Annotated in this window: 13 protein-coding genes; 4 read left to right on the forward strand and 9 right to left on the reverse strand. The window is 61.7% G+C overall.

Annotated features, from left to right (window positions below; genetic code table 11):
• Positions 1-239 precede the first annotated feature (239 nt).
• The 9 genes from BBX50_RS20850 to BBX50_RS20890 all read right to left on the reverse strand — a co-directional run bounded on the left by BBX50_RS20850 (position 240) and on the right by BBX50_RS20890 (position 13,147).
• Positions 240-1,541, reverse strand: a complete 1,302-nt coding sequence (locus BBX50_RS20850) for a glycosyltransferase family 4 protein (RefSeq protein ID WP_065777244.1) — start codon at positions 1,539-1,541, stop codon at positions 240-242.
• Entirely contained in the window at positions 1,538-3,763 is a 2,226-nt protein-coding gene (locus BBX50_RS20855; RefSeq protein WP_065777245.1) for a hypothetical protein, read from the reverse strand. The genes BBX50_RS20850 and BBX50_RS20855 overlap by 4 nt, the downstream gene beginning before the upstream one ends.
• Positions 3,764-3,771: 8 nt before the next feature.
• Entirely contained in the window at positions 3,772-4,503 is a 732-nt protein-coding gene (locus tag BBX50_RS20860) for a hypothetical protein (protein WP_065777246.1), read from the reverse strand.
• A 112-nt stretch (positions 4,504-4,615) separates the two neighbouring features.
• Positions 4,616-5,878, reverse strand: coding sequence for a glycosyltransferase family 4 protein (locus BBX50_RS20865; RefSeq protein WP_065777247.1), 1,263 nt, complete (start codon positions 5,876-5,878; stop codon positions 4,616-4,618).
• Positions 5,875-6,720 (reverse strand): class I SAM-dependent methyltransferase, encoded by an 846-nt coding sequence (locus BBX50_RS20870; protein ID WP_065777248.1) that lies wholly within the window; start codon positions 6,718-6,720, stop codon positions 5,875-5,877. The genes BBX50_RS20865 and BBX50_RS20870 overlap by 4 nt, the downstream gene beginning before the upstream one ends.
• Entirely contained in the window at positions 6,717-8,969 is a 2,253-nt protein-coding gene (locus BBX50_RS20875; RefSeq protein ID WP_065777249.1) for a glycosyltransferase family 2 protein, read from the reverse strand. The genes BBX50_RS20870 and BBX50_RS20875 overlap by 4 nt, the downstream gene beginning before the upstream one ends.
• 62 nt (positions 8,970-9,031) lie before the next feature.
• Entirely contained in the window at positions 9,032-9,691 is a 660-nt protein-coding gene (locus tag BBX50_RS20880) for a calcium-binding protein (RefSeq protein WP_065777250.1), read from the reverse strand.
• Between the two features lie 295 nt (positions 9,692-9,986).
• A complete protein-coding gene (locus tag BBX50_RS20885; RefSeq protein WP_065777251.1) occupies positions 9,987-11,405 on the reverse strand; it encodes an HlyD family type I secretion periplasmic adaptor subunit in 1,419 nt (472 codons plus the stop codon).
• Complete coding sequence (locus tag BBX50_RS20890) at positions 11,402-13,147, reverse strand: type I secretion system permease/ATPase (protein ID WP_065777252.1); 1,746 nt, start codon at positions 13,145-13,147, stop codon at positions 11,402-11,404. Before BBX50_RS20890 ends, BBX50_RS20885 begins: the two co-directional genes overlap by 4 nt.
• 232 nt (positions 13,148-13,379) lie before the next feature.
• On the opposite strand from BBX50_RS20890, the gene BBX50_RS20895 reads away from it, so the two are divergent.
• From BBX50_RS20895 to BBX50_RS20910, 4 genes are all read left to right on the forward strand, one after another.
• Complete coding sequence (locus tag BBX50_RS20895; protein WP_065777253.1) at positions 13,380-13,952, forward strand: MarR family transcriptional regulator; 573 nt, start codon at positions 13,380-13,382, stop codon at positions 13,950-13,952.
• 46 nt (positions 13,953-13,998) lie between these two features.
• A complete protein-coding gene (locus BBX50_RS20900) occupies positions 13,999-15,252 on the forward strand; it encodes a glycosyltransferase family 4 protein (protein ID WP_065777254.1) in 1,254 nt (417 codons plus the stop codon).
• Positions 15,253-15,426: 174 nt separating this feature from the next.
• Entirely contained in the window at positions 15,427-16,899 is a 1,473-nt protein-coding gene (locus tag BBX50_RS20905; RefSeq protein ID WP_201723504.1) for a DUF6212 domain-containing protein, read from the forward strand.
• Entirely contained in the window at positions 16,886-19,567 is a 2,682-nt protein-coding gene (locus tag BBX50_RS20910) for a glycosyltransferase (RefSeq protein ID WP_065777256.1), read from the forward strand. The genes BBX50_RS20905 and BBX50_RS20910 overlap by 14 nt, the downstream gene beginning before the upstream one ends.
• Positions 19,568-19,597: the final 30 nt, after the last annotated feature.

The raw sequence follows: 19,597 nt of genomic DNA on the forward strand, positions 1-19,597 counted from the left end.
AACCTTCGACACGCTCTCAAACGCCCTCGGGTCCATCTGCAACCTCTTCAACAGAACCGAGTGCTGGAACTATCTCAAGGCGGCAGGGTAGGCGTCTGATTAAACGTACGATGCTTTAAGCTGACCTTTAAGAAAAACCAGGACATTCCATTGCCCGATAAGCAATGGAATGTCCCTCGAGCGGGAAGTTGGTCGCTTGTAGATGCGAGGTGAGGGACGGGACGGAGCGCGCGGTCGGCTCAGGCCACCGCTGCGCTCGGAACAGCCGGTTGCTCGTCCTTCAGCATCTTGCGGTAAAGCGCAACATGTTCCCTTGCGCAGTCGACATGGCTCATTGGCCGCCGCATGGTTGCGCGCAGGTTGTCCCATGAGCGCGGTGTCTTCAACACGTCGATCATCCTGTCGGCAAGGTCCTGGGCGCTGCCGGTGCGGAAGTGATGGCCGTCGAGACGGTCGCGGACCTTTTCAGCCATGCCGCCGACGTCGGAGCACAGGATCGGCCGGCCGTGGTGGAGCGCCTCCTGGATGACGATGGGGGAGTTCTCCCACCAGACCGAGGGCATCACCACCCAATCGACCGAACGCATCAGCCGCGGCATGTCCTGGTTCTGATAGGAACCATAGAAGCGGACGCGACGACCGGCGTCTTCGATCAGTTTGGCCACGCGCTCCTGATAGCCCTTCGGCTGGCGCTCGAGATTGCCACCGAAAATCATCAGGCTGGAATCGTCGCCCCAGATCTCGTCCGGAATACGCGACACCGCGTCGATCAGCACGTGTACGCCCTTAAATGGCGTCATCTGCCCGAAATAGGCGAAGCGATTGCGCCGCGCCGTGGGTGCCGGCAGTTCGCGCGCCGGCGCCTTTTCGCCCAAGACGATGCCGTTTTCGACGACGAAAATCTTCTCCGCCTCGATCCCCCATTCGACATAACGATTGGCGAGAAAGGCGCTCGGGGCGATGAAGGCATCGGCAAGGTTGAGCATGCCGCGCACGAACTGCTCGCGGCGCACGAAGCGCGACACCGGGATCTCCGGAAAACACGTGTGGCAACTGATCGGCGAGGCGCCGTTGCAAAGCTGGCCCGAGGGTCGTTTCACCATCTGCCCGTGGTTGTGGCAGATCGGCAGATATTCATGGAAGGTGATGACGATGCGCGCCTTGGGCAGCGCATCGCGCACAGCGTAGAGCGCTTCCAGGCCGAAGCCGAGGATGTGGTGGAAGTGAACGATATCGGGCTTGATATCGCCGACGAAACGCAAGAGGTCGCGGCGGATCGCATCCGTATCGCCGTTGGAAAGGAAAAAGTGGTCAAAGTCTTCGGCGTGATAGAGCACCTCGTCCATGGCGAGACGCAGGCTCATCAGCGCCGACGCGCCATGACGCGGCACGGGATTGCCGACGCGGGCGAGGTAGATCGATTCTACGCCGGCCATGCCGTTCAAAGCCTTGTGCAGACTGTGCGAGGCAATTTCTGCTCCGCCAAGCGAATGGGTCGGGTGGCCATGAGAAACCACGAGCACGCGGAGTTTTTCACTCATGCGGAAGCCCCTTCGAGAAGCGCGTTGCCGGTTTCGGTGGCGGACGTCCACCGGTTACGGAAAAGGGTCCGATCGACCCGTTCTGTGAACCGAGCGGTTGCCGCAGAGCCGGATCCGGCAATCTCGTCGGATCCCACCATCTGCAGGGAGGGCAGCCAGTAGGCGTCATAGCCCTTGCCGCTTAGCCGGAGCGCGAGATCCAATCCTTTGAGCGACGCGCCGAGATAGCTTGGCGACGTGCCCAAGTCCTCCATCAACGCCCGACGCGGCATGATGCAGCAATCAAGTGAAGCTGCTGCGACCCGCGTCAGCTTCAAGCGGTTGACGGCGCCGACCGGATAGCCGGCATAGCGGCTCGATTGAAGGAGATCCGGCCGATCAAGCGACGTACTACCGGCCCAGCGGATCGAGTGGTCCTCATAGGCGAGCGTCGGGGAGATGATGCTTGCCTTGTTTGTCTCGTGTGCCGCCACCAACGACCGGTACCAACCGGGATTGGCGGGCGTCAGCGACGCGGAAAGCAGGATAAGCGTCTCGCTGTCTACAGTCTGGGCTGCTGCTTGCGCCAGGTCGGTAACATCGCCGGCGTCTTCGACGGACACCAGGCGCAGTGGCAAGCGGTAGAATTCCGCAAGCTGGCGGATGCGGGCGGCGTGCCTGCGGAACCGGTCGGCCGGCAAGGCGAGCGCGATCGGCGCGCGACGCGTATGCGGGTCAAGTGCCAGAAGCCCGAGCAACGCTGCGAAATCTTCCTCGGCTTCTCCGGCAACGATGAGGATCGCGGGGCCTTCAGCCTGGTCGAATGCACCTGCGTCGACGACGGTTTCGATGACCGGCAGGCCAACGCGCGTGGCCGTCAAAAACGGAACGATCTGCCGATCGATTATATCGGGAAGCGCCCAGCTGGTCGGATCGATCGCGTTGAGCAGCCGCAGGGCCGCAACCCGTGCCGGCAGCCGCACCGGGAAAAGAGGCATATAGGCGCGACGCGCGTCGCGAAGGGTGAGCTCAAGATGAACGGACGCTTGAGCCTCGCCGCCAAGAGCCGGCACGAGGCCAATAAAGCCATGCGAACGCCGGTGGCCCGAAACGGCGCTCTTGAATTCCGGCCGGTCAATGAAAGCCTCTTCGACGTCGAGCCGTTCCGTGCGGGTCCAGCCATCGTCCAGGCGGGCGTCGGCACGTTGCCGGCGCAGACGGACGCTTTCGACATGATTATCGGGGTCGAGCAGCCAGCCAGAGATCAGATAGGCACCGTCATCGCCCTGATAGAGCGTATCGACGCCGAGGCGCACGGGGACCGGCAGGCTTGAGATCGTCTCTGTTCCGTCGAAGCCGTTGGCGGCCCCGCGAAGGCTCAGCAGCACTTGGGGCGCGCTCTGGCTCTGAAGCAGAAGCGTGCGGATATGGCCGGGTGTCTCGAGCGGGCCGGCGATGACCTTGCGCTCATGGATTGGCGCATATCGCCAGGCACCGCGGCCGCGATAGTAGATACCCTTGATATCGCGCACACGTGGCAGGTCGGCTGCGGTCAACAGTCCGACAAAGCCGGCGGCACCATCAGGCACATCGTTTCGGGGAAAGACCGCGATCGAGCACTCCGCAAAGGAGGGTGTCTCTGCCTTGACGATTGCCCTGCAGACGCCCGCGGGCATGTCATGTGCCCAGCCCTTGAGGGCGATCGCGTCGTCATGGCTTTCGCCCAGCAGTTCGATGTAACCGTCGGCGGCAGTTCCGGCTTTCAGCAGCGACATGATCAAGCCGAGCCGTCCATCGCTTGAGGGCTGCTTCATCAGGACGTCAACCAGGCGACCAAGGATATGCACCAGCTGGGGACCGGCGAGCTCCTTCAGCATCACAGCGACTTCGCCAGCCGATGCCGCGCGCGACGCGACGATGTGGCGCCTGCCGCTGTTCTCCGTTCCGAAGCGAATGGTTGTGGGAAGACGCTCAGTCGTTTCGGCGGACACGAGTGCCGCAAAGCCGTGCGTCGCAGACGACTGGGGTGTCGCGAGCCGCCAGCCGATGATCGACGCGACCGCTTCGCGAGACGGATCTTCGTCCAGCTCTGCCGGTGCCTGTTCCGGCATGGGGCCGCCGGCGCCGATCACGATCAGGAGCGTCTCGTCGACGGGGCACACGACGACCCTTCCGCTGCGGGTGATCCTTGCAAGCGGAGCGGGGGTGGAGGCGGGGGAAAGGGCGAGCTCGGAATTGGCCATGAGCCGCCTCAGGTCCGCAGGAAGAGGGAAAGCATCGCGCCTGCGGCAAAGCCGGCGAGCACGAAGAGAAGCAGGAATGCAGGCTTCAGGTCCCCGTTCGAGCGTTGCTTCAGCGCGTTGAGGCTCTTCTCCATGGCTGCGACCACGCCATCAAGGCGCATCAGGTGAACGTCAAGGTCCGTCAGTCGTTGGGTGATCTCGGCCCGCAGGCTGGCGACATCGTCGCTGACAGCTGCAAGTCCGGGAACTTCGCCATCCTCGCCGTCATCAAGCTTTGTCCGCATGGCGGAGCGCTGGGAAACCTGGAGTTGCCGTTGTGCGGCCATCAGCACATCGAGCTTGTCGAGCACTTTGGCAAGAGGTGCTGCGATCAGTGCTTCGGCCGCCTGCTCGTCAGGCTTTGGAACGCGCAACGGCAGTTCCCCGCCCTTGTCCGTCGAAGCCATGACAACGAGTTCGCCGGCGCGCGCGCTTGCCATCTCCGGCAGTGCAATCTCGAAGGCGTGGTTGCCGTCGCCGATGCCGTTGCGCTTGAGGTCGGGCCGGTTGCGGTCGGCCAGCGCCTCGGCGATGACCTTGCCGTCCAGCAGCACGCGAATGGCGAGCCTCTTTTCGGGTGTCTCCGGATCGAACGCCCAACCGAAGACGCGGCCCTGATCGATCGCATCCACACGGCCCTTCAAGGGCTTCGAATTGTTCTGTTCCGGAGCGACGTCCGGTTTGTCGGCTGCTACAGACATGGTCTTCCCCTAGAGCATTTCCAGCAAAACTGCGTAGTGGATTTGCGTCCGGAAATGCGTAAAAACAAAGAGATAGAGCGGTTTTTGTGGTTCCGTTTCAACTGGAACCGCTCTACGCTGCGGCGGTTTCCTCACGCTCTATCGCGTCGATGAGCGCGAGATAACGCCGGGCTGTGGTGTCGATATCGTCGGGTTTGCGGGCGCCTGTCGAAAGGCGGCGCCTGAGGTCCGGATTTTCGGCAATGCGGCGCATGGCGGCCGCGAGCGCCCGCGGATCGTTGGGAGAGACGGTCAAACCGTTCACGCCATCCTGAACCATTTCGGCCATGCCGCCGATGTTGCTGGCGATCACCGGCTTGCGCTGGGATTGCGCTTCGCCGATTACCAGCGGCGCGTTTTCCCACCAGATCGAAGGTACGACCGTGCAATCGACTGCGGCAATGAGTTCGGCGATATCCTCGCGCCGGTAGGCGCCGCGCTGCTGCACGGTCGGCGCCGTCTTCTTGAACAGGCGCGCGATGTCATCCTTGAAGCTGTCACTCTGAAACGGCGCGCCGCCATGCACCCTGAGTTCGAAGCGCAGGCCCTCGTCGATCAGTTGCCGGGCGGCCTCCAAAAGAACAGTGGTTCCCTTCCAGGGGTTGAGGTTGCCGAAATAGCCGAAAACCGGACGGTCGTTCTCCTGCCGGTCCTTTCGCGACGGGGCGTCCCGGCGCGGCAAGCCATTGGCGATGACGTCGATCTGCTCGGGGTCAAGCCCCCAGTCGATGAAACGCTGCCTGAGGAATTGGCTCGGCGAGACGAAGCGGTCAACGGTTCTCAGCAATGCCTTCAGGTGCTGTTCGCGCAACACGAAGCGATCAAGCGGGATGTCCTTGAAACAGCCGTGGCAGCGGTCGGGGGATGACTTGTGGCAGAGTTCCTTGCCACTCGTGCGCACCATCAGGCCGTCGTGATGGCAGAGCGGGTAGTAGTCGTGCAGTGTCATCACGATCCGACAGTCCGGCAAGGTCCGGCGCACGATATGCGGAAACTCGGCGCCAAGCAGCAGCAGATGGTGGATGTGCACCACATCAGGCCGAAATTCGCGCAAGAGTTCGGTGAGATCAGGGACGACACCGTAGAGGTCGATCTGGCTCATGAAGAAGCGGTCGAAGTGGCCGGACCACAACAGCACCTCGTCTCCAGCCGAGCCGATCGCCTGGAAGCTCGTGCCGGGACGCACCTGACGATGGGTCTGGTTGGTCGCACCAAGAAAGAGCACCTCATGGCCGGCGCGCTGGTAGGCGCGGAAGAGGTCGTGCGCAAAAATCTCGGTGCCTCCCGGGTGGAGCGCCGGATGATTATGGGCTGCGACCAGAACGCGCTTCGTCATGCGCTCACGCCCCGGCGCTCAGCGACGAAAATATCCTGATAGTGACCAGCGGCCTCTCCGCGCCAGTGGCCGAGCGATTTGAGCACCGTCGAGAAGCCCGCGCGCTCCAGCGCCCGATCGAGAAAACCGTCGTCGAAACCGACGGCAGCAAGCGGTGGCAGGCCCGGCACGAACCAGCACGGGCCGTCGCCGCTGCGCTTGAAGGCGAGGCGCTGATCCCGTCTGCCGGATTCGTTCCTTGCAGCCACCTGATCGACGACGAAGGCCGTCATGAAAAGCCGGCCACCGGGCTTCAGCATCCTGCTGACCTCACTGAGATAGACGAGGACCTCGTCGGGCGGCAGATGCGTGACGATCGAGGTCATGATCGCGAAGTCGAACTGACGGTCCGGGTATGGCAGTCTCAGTGCCTTGCCATTGATCTTACCCGTGGGGTTATAGAGCTCATTGGCGATGTCGACATGCTGGAAGGTAAAGTTCGGATAGACCGGCGTGACGGATTGGCGGCACCAGGCGATACCGCCTTCAACCGGATCTATCCCGACATAGTGGCCGCGCTCTGCGTCGAGATACTGGGTGAGTGGAACCGCCATCCGGCCGATGCCGCTACCGATGTCGAGCACGCGGCTTGCCGGCTGCAATCCACCCAACCGGATGAAATGGCCAAGAAATTCCGCGCCGACCGCCCGGTAGCTGCCGTCTCCGACAAAGACGCTGTTTTTGTCGGGCTGCGGCAGAAACCGGTTGGCAAGCACGGTCTGAAGCATGCCTTCAATGCGGTCTTCGTTCGGCTGCCAGATCGGCTCAAGGCTGTCTGCTTGGCGAAGTGCGGGTTGGTTCATGCGGCGCTCCTGGCGGCAATATTCCTGGTGCTCGGCGCTGCCGCCTCTTCGGCGCCGAGGGTGGCTGGCATCAAAGCAGCGATGTCGTCATTCCAGCGCTCGGTGTGCAGCCATGCATTGTATTGGCTGGCGACACCGCGCGTGTAATCCTGGCTGCGGCTGATCGATCGCCGCTCGAGATGGTAAAGGCAGGCGGCAGGCTCGTAGACGATGTCGAAGCCGGCCTTGCGGATCTTGAGGCAAAGGTCGCTGTCCTCGTAGTCGCCGATCACGAAGTCCTCGGCATAGCCGCCGACCATCTCCCAGACCTCCCGCCGCATCACCTGGCAGGCGCCGGTCACGCCGGGAACGACGCGCGCTTCCTGCGCCGGCGGATAGGCGCCGGGCATGCCCTTAAAGAAGTGGTGATTGAGCCAGATGTCCTGCTTGTTTCTTGCGAAGTAGAGGCCGGCGTGTTGCAGCGAGCCATCCTCGAAGAGAAGTTTCGGGCCGATTGCACCGATGGACTTCTGCCGCAGGACCGAGAGCGCGAGGGTCTCGAGCCAGCCGGGTCCGCAAGGCACAACGTCGGAGTTGAGCATGACGACCACCTGGCCGCGGGCAAAGCGCGCGCCGGCGTTACAGGCGCGGGCATAGCCGCCGTTGCGGTTCATCACCACAAGCTTCATCGAGAGCCCGTGAAGCAGGTGGAAGCCGCCGAGCAAATGCTCCGTTTCGTCGTGGATCTCCGGAGAATCGAGCACGTAGATGATCTCGGCATTGGCCGCGACAAAGGGGTCGGTCGCAAGGCCGGAGAGCTGGAACCGCAGGAAATCAAGCACCCGGTAAAGCGGCACGACGATCGATACCAGCGGTGCGTCGAGCAAGGGGCCAAAATCCTTTGTCTGGTCGACATGAATGGTCTTGCCCAGCCGTTGTTCGACGCCCTTGAGCGCGGGCGCGAGGATCGTGCGAAATGCGGCGTCGATCGCGTGCTGCGGTGGCACGGCCCGCAGGATGCGATTGCGTTGCGTTGCCGGGTCGAAGGGCTGTGGCTTCGGAACGAGTGGTTTGACGGCACCGGAGGCAAGCCGCATCTGGAAGCGTGGCTGAAGGAGCGCGCCGAGCGGCTCTCGCATCGGCAGCCAGCTGACGAAGCCCGTGACATCTGTCCTGGAACCTTCTTCCGCTCCGTGTGCCCAGCCGGGAAACTCATACCAGTTGCCGTCGATCGGCAGAGCTGTTCCGTCTTCCTGAAGATAATCGATGCCGGCAAGAACGCCATTTGCATCGCGCGTCCAGCCGCCAACCAGCAGTCCTTCGGGCAAGGCAAGCGCAAGGTCTATTTCCGCACCGGGATGGAGCGGGGACTTGCCGGCCTTCCGGGCCGGCAGGGCGGAGCGAAGCTGCAGGTCGATCGCAAGTGCCGTGCCATTTTCCGGCATCTCGGAAAGGCAGCGCACGACGAATTCGCGCAGGCCAGGTTCAGCGCCGTGCTCCGGCCACCATTCCTGGAGGCTGGGGTGACGGGACCCGCGTTGCGCCAGTTCGCGGATCGCAATACCGCGCTTCCCGACGATCATCAGCGAGAGTGCTCTCGGAGCCCGCGGCGTTTCCAGAACGAAATGGCAGCGACGCTGGCCGCGCTCCATCCGACCGGTGACGGCAAACTGCGGCGGCAACGGCAAAACAGCGTCCGCGCTCAGTGCGTAGATCGCATTGATCTCGCCCAATTCGGAACTAACCGTCGTTTCCGCCAGGTATCGTCCCTGCGCGAGCCGGCAGACGACCGTCGCTGGACGCTGCCCGAGGTTCAGCGCATGGATGACGTCATCGACGAGGCCAATAAAAAACTCATCTCGAGAAAGACGAAATGCGCTTCTCCAGACCGTCAACAGGTTGTTGAGAAACTTGAGGCGGCCCTCGGGCTGCAGGTCGGCAAGTTGAGCTGCCAGGTCAAGGAAAGGCAGCCTGCTTACGGGCTCGAGAACAACAGTCTGAAGGATATCGCCGTCGGCGGCGATTTCCGCAAGCTCGCGCTCGCTTCCGGGACGCATGGCCCAGAAGACGCGTTGTCCGCCATCGGCGCGCGGAAGCACCATGCTGACGAGAGGAACCAGGGATCGGGATGCCGCAAGCGTGTATTTGGTTTTCGCCAGTCGTTCGGCGGGCGTGTCCCAGATCAGCACAGCAACATCGGAGCTGAGCCTGAATGCTGCGGCGCTTGCGAAATCTTGGCCGAAGCTTCTGATACGGTCGTCTGCCGTCACGCGCTACTCCTGGACAGAAGGGAGGGCGCCCCACGGGAGGAAGTGGGGCGCGCCAGTCAATCTCAATGGATCGTGAAGTACTGGTTCGGGTTGGCCTGGATGTCGTCGGCGTCCGCATTGACCAGCGTCAGCGTGTCGCCATGGCCGAAGTCGATGACTACATTGCCGCCAACCTGGGTGACGCGCGATGCCAGATCTTCCGGAGACGAGATATCGAGGCCGTTGATGTCCTTCGAGATTTGAAGGAGGTCTTCGCCGGGCGTGAAGTCGAGGATGACGTCATTGCCGCCACCGCCGTCAAAGACGAACACATCGCTGCCTTCGCCGCCGGTCATGACGTCGTCGCCCTTGCCGCCGTTAATGATGTCGTTGTCGGCACCACCGAACAGGATGTCGTTACCGCGGCCGCCCATGAGCAGGTCGCTGCCGCCGCCGCCAATGAGAATATCGTTCCCATTGTCGCCGTAAAGCAAGTCATCACCCTGGCCGCCAAACAGGACGTCGTTCCCGTTGTCGCCATGGAGAACATCGCTGCCCCAGCCGCCAAACAGGGTATCGCTCCCGTTGCCGCCGAACAGCAGGTCATCACCTTCGTCACCGAAAATGGTGTCGTCGCCATTGCCTCCGTTCACGAAGTCATCGCCTGCGCGAGCATGGATGAAGTCGTCGAAGCGCGAGCCAAAAAGGGCGTCGTCATACGCGCCGCCTTCCAACGTGGCCATATGCTACTCCTCTTAGTTGTTGCTTACGCTCATCTCTGGCACTCAAACCTTGGATGAGCGCGGCGACATTGCACTGCAAAAAAACATATGGCAACAGCAAAAATAAATAAATGTCAGCTGTACTGTATTATTATCTGCTACCTACGATGTATATCTTGTGTCATTTTGATGATTATCCCCGAGATATAAGGGGCTAATAGTTTTGCTATTACTTAGAAATAAATTCAAAATTAGAAACAAATTGCCGGCGAAATTGAAATTCGCCGGCCGTCGCCGAAATTGGACGCTGCTTGGATCAGTCTTCCCGGAATGCCCGGTTCACGCTGTCCGCGATCGGTGAGACCATGTAGTCGATCGCCGAGCGCGGTTTGTGGACGATGAGCACCTCGGCCGGCATGCCTGGATAAAGACGGATATCCGGGTTTGCCGACAATGATGCTGGCGCGATGCGGGCGCGCGCGACGTAGTAGGAGACGTTCGATTTTTCATCGACCGATTGGTCCGCTGCCACATAGCTGATCTCGCCCTCCAGCGGCAAATGTGTGCGCTGGTTGTAGGCTGTCAGTCGGATCTGCGTCTTGGAGCCGATGCCGATGCTGTCGATGTCGCGGGTGCCGACATGCATTTCGACGAGCAGCGGCTCGTCCTCAGGCACGATGTCGAGCAGCGGCTGGCCGGCCGAGACGGCGCTGCCTGGCGTGCGCAGCTGAATGTTGGTGACGATGCCGGCCTGCGGCGAGCGGATATCGAGGCGGGTCAAGATGTCCTTGGCGGCCACCAGCCGCTCTTCGACGTCGGAAAGCTCAAGTCGGGCTGTGGTGATTTCGCCGGCGATCTCCGACTGAAACTCATTCTCGATGCCGGTCAGCCCGAGTTCCGCTCCGGCTTCCGCCTTTTCGGCCTGGGCCTTGTTGCCGGCGAGCTCGCCACGGGTTGCGGCCAGCTCGCTGAGCTTGGCGTCGATTTCGATCAGCTTCGAACGCTGTGCGTACTCTTTCTCGACCAGGGTCGCGATTGACGTACGCTGCTGTGTAATCAGTTCGATCTGGCGATCCGTTGCACGGATCTGCTCGGTAAGCGATTTCGCCTTTTCGGAAAACTCCTCGATCGTCTTGCGCTGAACGTCGAGGCGGCCGGTCTTGGCCTCGCGGCGCCTGTCGAAGAAGTTCGTTTCGGCCTTGACCGCGTCCTCGGCCGTCGCATCCGATGTTGCCGTCAGATCGCTGGGGAAGGCGATTGCTTGTGATTCGGTCTGCTCGGCGCGCAGGCGCGCGAGTTTTGCGATCAGGCCGATGCGGCGGCTTTGCAGCGCCTGCAGGTCGGAGCGGGCCCGCGTGTCCTCAAGCTTGGCCAGTGGCTGACCGGCCGTGACGCGATCGCCCTCCTGGACGAGCAGCCGGTTCAGAATGCCGCCTTCGAAGTGGCTGACCGTCTTGCGCTTCGTATCGACCACGATCGTGCCGCTCGCAACCGAGGCGCTGCTGAGCTCCGTCGAAAACGCCCAGCCAAAAAAGCCGCCGAAGGCGACGAGGATCGTCGTCATGCCCGCGAGAACGACGCCTCTGAGCGGAGCAAAGGCGCTGCCTTCGGCATCCACTTCCAGCCCGTGCAGCGGGTGGGGCCTATCGGGGATGGCGGGCAGGCGATTGGCCTGGTCGCTCGCCACGACACTCTGAGCGTCGCGCGCGATCGGCAAGTTTTTCTTGTTCGTCATGCGGAAACGCCTTCCCGTCTGGGTTCGCCGGGTGTCATGGACGCGACCACGTCGGTGCGTGGCCCGAACTGGGTGATACGGCCGTTTTCAAGGACAAGCAGCTTGTCTGCAGCCTGCATGATGGTGGGGCGGTGGGCGATCATGATGACGATCGCGCCGTCGTTGCGCGCCCGCTCGATCGCGCGGATCAGCGCCCGCTCGCCGATCGCATCCAGATTGGCGTTCGGCTCGTCGAGAACGATCAGGCGTGGTCTGTCGTAAAGGCAGCGTGCGAGTGCTATGCGCTGGCGCTGGCCGCCCGAAAGCGTGAGGTGACCGTCTCCAACCGGCGTGTCGTAACCGAGCGGCAGGCGTCCGATCATGTCGTGTACATCGGCAAGACGGGCCGCTTCGAGCACCTTTTGGGGCTCGCCTTCCTCCATGCGCGAAATGTTGTCTCGGATGGTTCCTTCCAGCAGGGACACGGATTGCGGCAGATAGCCGGTCATCTGGCCGAAGGAGGAGCGTTCCCAAAGGTAGACATTGTTGCCATCGAGGAAGACGCCGCCGGTGGTCGGCTTCAGAATGCCGACGAGCAGCCGAGCAAGGGTCGATTTGCCCGCGGCGGACGGGCCGACGATGCCGAGAACCTCGCCGGGAGAAAGCGAAAATCCGATGCCCTTGATGATCGGTACATCGAGACCGGGAGCGGCGTAGACCAGCTTGTCGACGACGAGGTCGCCCTGTGTGCGCGGCTGCGGCATCGTCTGGCGTACGGCGAGATCCTGCTTGAGGGCCGCTTCGATTCGGCGCCAGCTGGCAATGGCCGTTACCCATTGCCGCCAGTTTTCAATCATCGAATCGAACGGGGCGAGAAGGCGCCCGACCAGAATGGTTGTCGCCATCATCGCGCCGGGAGAAATTTCCTGCTTCATCACCAAAATGGCGCCGGTTGCAAGCGCCGCCGACTGGATCATGAAGCGCAGAGAACGCGTGATCGAGGCCATCGCCTTGCTTCGGCTGCCGCTGACTTCGAGCGATTCGAGCGCATGCAGTTGTGCTGCTCGCCAGCGTCGGGCGAGAGCCGGGAGCATGCCCATCGCCTCGATGGCCTCGGCATGGCGCAAGCTCGCACCTATTTTCGAAACGGCCTCGATATTGGCTTGATTGGCCTCTTTCATAAGCCGGCGAGTCAGCAAATCAGTCAGCAAGCCACAGCACACAAGCAGGGTAATTGAAATGGCGCCCAGGAGGCCGAACATCGGATGCAGTGCGAACAGGACGCCGAGGAAGATCGGCGACCAGGCGGCATCGAGCGGCGCGCTGACGGCCGAGGTGGTCAGAAAACTGCGCAATTCCACCAGGTCCCGTAGCGACTGCGTCGCGCGGGTCAGCCCTTGATCGGCCGCCGCCTGTACCGCGGCGGTGAGCACCGGCAGGTTCAGCCAGCGCACGACGGCACTGCCCATCGCCTGGAATGTCAGCGCCCGGATGTATTCGAGCACGCCGTAGATCACGAGCGCGCCGACGACGAGAATCGTCAGCATGGTCAGCGTGTCCATGCTCTGGCTGTTCAGCACGCGGTCGTGCACCTGCATCATGTAGAGTGGCGTCGAGAGCTGCAAGACGCCGATGCAAGCACTGAGCACCGCTGCATAAATAAGTGCCAAAACGAACACGCGGCGTGCCTTCATAATAAGCAGCCGTGGATCATTTGCTCCATTTTGCGCCGTCTTTGGCCCAATTTGGTTCTTGCTAATCATATTGCCTCGTTTGCTGTCACGCGTGGCGATTTTCTGGATAAGTTCGTTGGGGTCTTGAGGAAGCTATTTTGTTTGTTATCACTTAAATCACAGTGTTGCCGTGATAAGTGTGACACAATAATGGTGGAATGCTCAAGATGATCGTATTCGGGGGGAGTAAAGGGGGCGAAAAATTGCTTCAAAATTTGAAGTAATTTTTGAGTATCGTAGTAATGCTTAGTTGGAGAGAGGGATGAATCAAAGGATTCTCTATCCGTTCGCAGATTTTGGCGGCGCTGTTGCCATCCGGCCCGGGGATGACGCAGCTGGAAGTGGCCCTGAACACGAGAATATTGACCAGGAAAGCGAAGCATCCGTGGTCAGCTATTTCGAATTGGCACGGATGATGGAACGCGCCAGCAGACGCTTTACCGGCCTGTTGCGAGCCGAACTGACGAAGCTCGGGGTCGACGATATCGGCCCAGCACAGGCTATGGTCCTGCTGGCGATCGGCGATTCGGAAGTCTCGGTGGCCGAACTGCTGGATCGAGGCCACTATGTCGGCTCGAACGTGTCCTATTATCTGAAGCAGCTGGGTGACGGAGAGTACATCGACAGGGCGGCGTCGCAGCGCGACAAACGCTCGGCTCGCATCCGGCTTTCAGACAAGGGCAAGCAACTCTGCGACGCCTTGCGCAAGGCGGCGGGCGCCTATGAACGGGTCCTCAGCCACGGTGAGCAGGATCGCCGTAATCTCGAAACTGCATTTCAGACACTGCACCGGCTTGAGCTGGTTTGGGGGAATGCAACGCGCTACGGCATTTGAGATGCCCGCGCAAAAGCTGTCCTTTCAACGGCAATAGGCTAGGAACATGCACGTAGCATTTGTACACCGGCGTGGCTTCTGCCAGTTCGCCGCTCTCGCGGCGCACTTGGCGCAGACGGGAAACGAAGTGACCCTCGTCACGGAAACCGTGGATCAGAAGATACCGTCGACGCGGGTCATCCGGCACAGGGCGGAGCCTGGACCTCAGGCCAATGCGCAGATGGCAAGGCATCTCAGCGTGCCGGATCATCACGTCCGCATCGGCCATCGTGTCGCCGAGACTTTCGACGCGATGGCGCGACAGGGGCAGGTGCCCGATGTTGTCGTCGGGCACACCGGCTGGGGCAGCATGATGTTCGTCAAGGACGTGCTGCCCAATGTTCCGACGCTCGGCTATTGCGAATTCTTCTATCGCGCTGAAGGGGCCGACATCGGCTTTGCCCCCGGCGATCAGCCTGATTCGGACACGCGAAAGCGGCTGCGGCTGCGCAACATGGCGCAGCTCCTGTCGCTGGAGGCGATGGATGGCGGCATCAGTCCTACCCATTGGCAAAGGAGCCTCTATCCGGCCGAACATCGCGCGCGCATTGCCGTGTGCCATGAGGGCGTTGACACGCGCGTTTTCCGTCCCGATGCGTCGGCGTCGCTGAAGCTTCCCGACGGGCGCGTGCTGAAGGCCGGAGATCCGCCCATCGTCACCTTCGTCGCGCGTGATCTCGAGCCCTATCGCGGCTTTCCGCAAGCGCTGGCGGCCGCCGCCAAAGTGGCGCGGAGCCATCCCGACGCACTCTTCGTTTTCGTTGGCGGCGATGGCGTCAGCTACGGGGCTCCGCCACAAGGCGGCGGTTCATGGAAGGATCATCTGCTGCAGTCGCTGGATGTGCCGGCAGACAGGTTCCTGTTTCCCGGGGTGGTGCCACACGGCGTCCTCAGGCAATTGTTCCAGATATCCGCCGCTCATATCTATCTGACCTATCCGTTTGTGCTGTCCTGGTCGGTCCTGGAGGCCATGGCCTGCGGTGCACTCGTCATCGGCTCAGACACCGCGCCCGTACAGGAAGTGATCAGTTCCGGCCGCAACGGCATGCTCGTGCCGTTTTTCGATGAGGACGCGCTTGCCGAGGCGATCTCCGGTGCCCTGCGGCAGCCAGAGAAGTATTCGGAGATGCGTGCAGCGGCGCGCCGGACCGTCGAACAACGATTCCGGCTGGGCGATTGCGTGGCGAGGCAGATGACATTGCTGGATAAGGCAATGGATAACGCCAGACCCACTCAAATGTTACGGGTTTCATCTGCATAATACTTCAAAATCTGAAGTATTATTTCATGAAAAACACAAATATACCTTATTGTGCACTGCAAATAACCTTGGTATGCTTTTACTAGATCGTTGAATTCGCCGATTTATTTCGGTTCGGCGAATTCAACTTGAAAGAGTATTTGGTTGTATCGAGGGTGGCGCGTGCAAGAGTTGGTGTCTTCTGGTGTGAGGTATTCGCAGGCGAAGCGAAAACTGGTGGTGGCATCGGATCACGACAGGAAAAGTGTCGAAGGCAGTGGCATCGCCCACCTGGTTCATTTCCTTCCGGCAGGCGATCGCTCGCAATCGACTCTCGATAATGTTTTCCCGCTGATCGCGATCGCCTTTTCGAAGGAGGGCGAGGCGGATCTCGTGGAGGGACTTGGGTCGCTGCGTGCCCTCGGCACCGTGCCTGACGTCCCGATCAAGCGGTTGAGTGCGCCGGCGGTCGGCGAAGGCACTGCGCTCATCCAGGCGCTTGTGGACGGCGGCGTGGGGCGTCTCGCGCGGTTTTCGTCGGCGATCACCTCCGAGCTCGCGCTGTTGCGGCGCGAGCGCGAAACGCTGCTCGAAAACTATCGCGCGCTCGAAGACGCCTTCCAGGCGCGCAATTGGGAGCCAGTCACCGAGGTTTTTGCCCACGATCCCTATGTTGACCCAAAAGACGAAGGGATCGGCCACCTCATCGCCAATGCCTTCGTCGAGCAGCTCTTGCCGGTTTCCAGCCATGGTGTCGCCGGCATCGCGCTCCATTTCAATTCGGTTCCAAGGGACGGCGGCGAACTGATTGTCGTCTTGAGTTATGTGGAGAGCGGCGAGGGGGTAGCCGAATGGGCCGTGCCGTTCTCGCAACTAGTTCCCAGCTGGAACTTCTTCGCCTTGCCGCGCACATGCGGGGGCGGTGCCAGAACATTGCGGCTCAGGATCTCGACGGCAGGTGCCGAAACAATCGGGCTCTCGCTCGGCTATCCTATTGCCAGCGAGCACTATACGGCGCGCTCAGAAACGCGCCACGCCGACCTTGACCTGCGCCCGCTAGCGTTCCGCGTTTACACCGGGCTGCCGGGCGTCAAGCCGACACGCATGCCCAACATGATCGCGCCGACGGCGTTGCTGGCCGGCCACTTCATTGAGGACTACCGCCTGTCCGTCGATCTCTTGAGCCAGATTGTCGATGTCTCCGTAACGCCCGTGGTGCCGGAGTTCCAGACGGTCCGCTTTCTCGAGCACGAGCACGCTGTCGTTTGTCATCCGCTTGCAACCGGGGTTTCGGCTGGGGCCATCGGCCGCGCCGTCGAGCCCGGTACCATATCCTTTTCGGCAAGCGCGATCGTCGATCATCCGAAAGGCGCGCCTGCCGCCGTTAGCTTCCTGCTGGCTCCTGCCAATTCGAACGCGCGCTCGGAAGTTGCCGAACTTGCCCGCAAGGGATCGGTGAAGCCTTCGGCCTTCTTCAGCGGCTGGCGCGAAGTCACGAATGAGCAACCGATCAACATCAATTTTCAGCTGGATGAACCCGTGCGCCAGCCCATGGATCTGATGATCCTGAGCCGAGCTGTCACCGACTCGGTCGATTTCTCCTGGCTCAAGGTCTCGGGCTTCCGGATGGTCAAGCAATCGGGCGGTGCGTCTCATGTCCAGCAATAGCGATCCCCGCGACCTGATAGCGATCGCCATGCCGCTCTATGGTCATGCGGCGCTGGCGCTTGAGGCGGTCGAGTCAGCACTCGCATCGACACTTTCGGATTGCCGGATTGCCGTCGTCGTCTCGGTTGACGGCGATCCGCGGCATGAAACGTTCGATCAGCTGTTGCTGTATTCCGCTGCCCACCCCGATATCCACGTGGTGTTCGGCCGCAATGCCGGTCCGGGCGGGGCACGCAACCGCGCGATCGACTACGTGCTCGACAATCTGCCCGAGGCCAAGGCCGTCTACTTCCTCGACGCCGACAATCGCGTCTTGCCGGGTACGATCGAGACCCTTTACCGACGGCTGCATGAAAGCGGTGCCGGCTGGGTCTACACCAACATCGACACCTTCTCGGTCAGCTGGCGGGCGCACTACGGCAACCACTATTCCCGGCTGGTCCACTGCATCACGGACAATATCTGTGACACAGGCTCGATGATCTCAATCGATGTCTTCCGCGAAGGTGTCCGATTTAACGACGACCGGCAGAACGGTTTCGAGGATTGGGAATTCTGGCTTTCCTGCGTCGAGCACGGTTTCGTCGGAACGCCTTGCCACGACACGACATTTGAATATCGCCTGCGGGCGGAAAGCCGCTTCAAGGAAGCCAACCGCGACCGGGCCGCATCTGTCAGCTTCCTTCGGAAGAGGCACAGGGCGCTGTTCCAGCGACCGATGCTCGTCGATTTCGAGCATGAGGAATGCCCGCGCTATCTCTTCGCTCGAACCGAAGACGCAGCGATCTCGTTCTTCACCGATCCGACGAAGCAGCCGAAGCGGCTGCGGCTTGACGATATCATTCCGGCCTTCTGGGCAAACACCGGCGAGCCTGACAACGTTCACTTCCCGCCCTTCGTGATGGCGGGAAGCGGTGCGACCATCGATCTTCTCCTGCGCTCGCGCATGCTGCCCAACGTGCTTTGCCACCTGGAGCGGCTGAGTGAGAAGGCGAACGTTGTGTTCGTGCATCTCGGCAACGACGCAACGCAGCGCAAGATCGCGCCGACCTTCCTCGACGCGGGCGCCGAACATGTCGGCCAGCCGGACCTCATCTTCATTTCGACAGCGCTTTTGCGCGATGTCATCCGCAACAATGCGCTTGACTGGTTCGCCTCGATCGGCAGCCAGCAGGTGTGGCCGACCTCGGCCGTGCTCAACGTGCGCTTCCCGTTCCCGCGGGCTCTGCCACGCCGCACACTGATCACCCCGCAACAGGTGATGATCAACTGCGTCAACGCCATTGCCACCAGCCCGCTGCGCCGCACCGCCGGCCGCCGCTGGACCTGGCGTCCGCCGCGGCTCATGCCCTATTCCGATCTTCACAAGGCGTTGCGCACGGAAATCGGTGGCTCGCCGGTGCTGCCGCTGGGACACAGCGAGGCGGGAAAGAAAACCGCAGCGCTTCTCGTGCCGAACGCGTCTTTCGGCGGCGCCGAGAAGGTCATCTATGCGGCCTCGCGTGAGCTCAGGGCCGCGGGCTACGAAACGCACCTGTTCGTGCTTGGCACCAGCCGGATGGACGTGATCGACGAATTCGACGCGAGCTTCGACTATGTGCATTTCTGGGATCAGGACATTCCGGCCTGGGGCGGTTCGGGTTCGTTCCTGGGGCAGGATTTCATTGCCGAACATCACGAGGTCGATTGGGGGGCGCTGAAGGGCCAGCTCTCCGGCTTCGACCTCGTCATCAACAACCACGTCATGGCGGTGCATCCGCTGATCGCGCGGCTGCGTTCCGAAGGCACGCGCACCGCCTGCTATCTCCATGTTATCGATAACACGCCCTTCAAGCGCCCGGCCGGGCAGCCTTTTGCGGCGATCGCACACGAGCATTGCTACGACGCCTTTCTCACCTGCTCGGAACAGCTGAAGTTCTATCTGCACAGCTTCGGTGTTCCGCTCGAAAAAATCTACGCCGTTCCAAACGGCGCCAGTTTCACCGTTCCGCCCAAAGTGCTTGCCGACGTGCTGCAGGTCAGACGGATCGAGCGCAAGGACGACCGTCTGCGGCTGCTCTACATGGGCCGCCTCGACCAGCAGAAAGGCATCGACCGGCTGGCCGCGACGATCGCGGAACTCAGGGCGGCGCGCGTGCCGTGCGACGCCCGCGCGATTGGCGGGGAAATTCTGGCCGACGCCTCGTTCTCCTGGACGGACCGGCTGAAGGACCTCGGCGTCGACGTGCGTCCTCCGGTCTTTGCCAGCCGCGACCTGATCAAGGCGCTGGGCTGGGCGGACGTTTTGGTGATGCCATCGCGCTGGGAAGGCGCGCCTTTGATGATCGCCGAGGCGCAGCAGCTCGGTTGCGTGCCGATCGCAACGGCGGTGGGCGCCGTCGACGAACTGATCGTCGATCGCGAGGATGGCATCCTGATCGATGCATCCTCCGACCCGCAGGTGGTTCGTGACATGGTGAAGGCGATCGCTGAGGTTGCCCATGACCGCAACCTGCTTGCACCCATCATGGAAGGTTGCCTTAGAACGGCGGCGCGTCGGGCCTGGTCCAACTCCTTCGCGGAGTTCCTCGGCTGGTGCGATAGCTCCGTGAACAATTCATCGCTTTCGCGCGCCAAGGTGATCCGGGCACGTGAGACATCCAATGCCGGCGTCGCAGCCGCAGGCTGATCGATCCGGACGACTTTTCAAAGAGAAGGG

The sequence above is a fragment of the Ensifer sp. LC11 genome (assembly GCF_001695835.1).
Lineage (GTDB): Bacteria > Pseudomonadota > Alphaproteobacteria > Rhizobiales > Rhizobiaceae > Ensifer.